Below are 506 nucleotides of genomic sequence, written 5' to 3' on the forward strand. Positions count from 1 at the left end.
GTGCCCGCCAGGCCACCACCGCCAAACCAGCCGAAGAGCTTTTGCGAACCGTGGGCAGCGAAGATGATGCCGACGAAGATACGCAGAATAGTCAGGCCATAACCGGCGCGAGTGGACAGTACACGGGTAATCATTGGGCTCATGGGGGTAAATCCTTTTCCAGGTAGGGGTTGGTTGGCCGCTATATTAATCAGTTTAAGCAATGATAAAAGCCGAAATATTGCCTAATTTACATCTAAAAAATCGATTATTCACGCGATGCAACTTTAGCCGCAGGCGGCTCCAGAGACTCGCGCTCCCGATCGAACGCCAAATATTACTTGTTGACGCTATTAACATAGCTGACGCCGCCCATCCCTACCTGCTCCATCGCAATGCGTTCAACCTGGAAGAACCACTGATTGGGGTTAAGCCCACGGCGCTTGGCCTCGGTGCGCATACCTTGCACCCGCTCCGGCCCCATGTTGTACGCCGCCAGCATAAAGGCCATGCGCTCGCGCTCATTG

The 506-nt window shown here is 54.0% G+C and carries 1 protein-coding gene and 1 pseudogene; both read right to left on the reverse strand.

The features are described from left to right. A partial coding sequence (locus tag F8N80_RS31005) for a DoxX family membrane protein (protein WP_150785348.1) occupies positions 1-143 on the reverse strand: 143 nt, incomplete at its 3' end. Positions 144-247: 104 nt separating this feature from the next. Further along, positions 248-506, reverse strand: a pseudogene (locus F8N80_RS31010) (transglycosylase SLT domain-containing protein); the annotation flags it as partial.

Origin of the sequence: Pseudomonas fluorescens (genome assembly GCF_902497995.1) — a bacterium.
Taxonomy (GTDB): domain Bacteria; phylum Pseudomonadota; class Gammaproteobacteria; order Pseudomonadales; family Pseudomonadaceae; genus Aquipseudomonas; species Aquipseudomonas fluorescens_BK.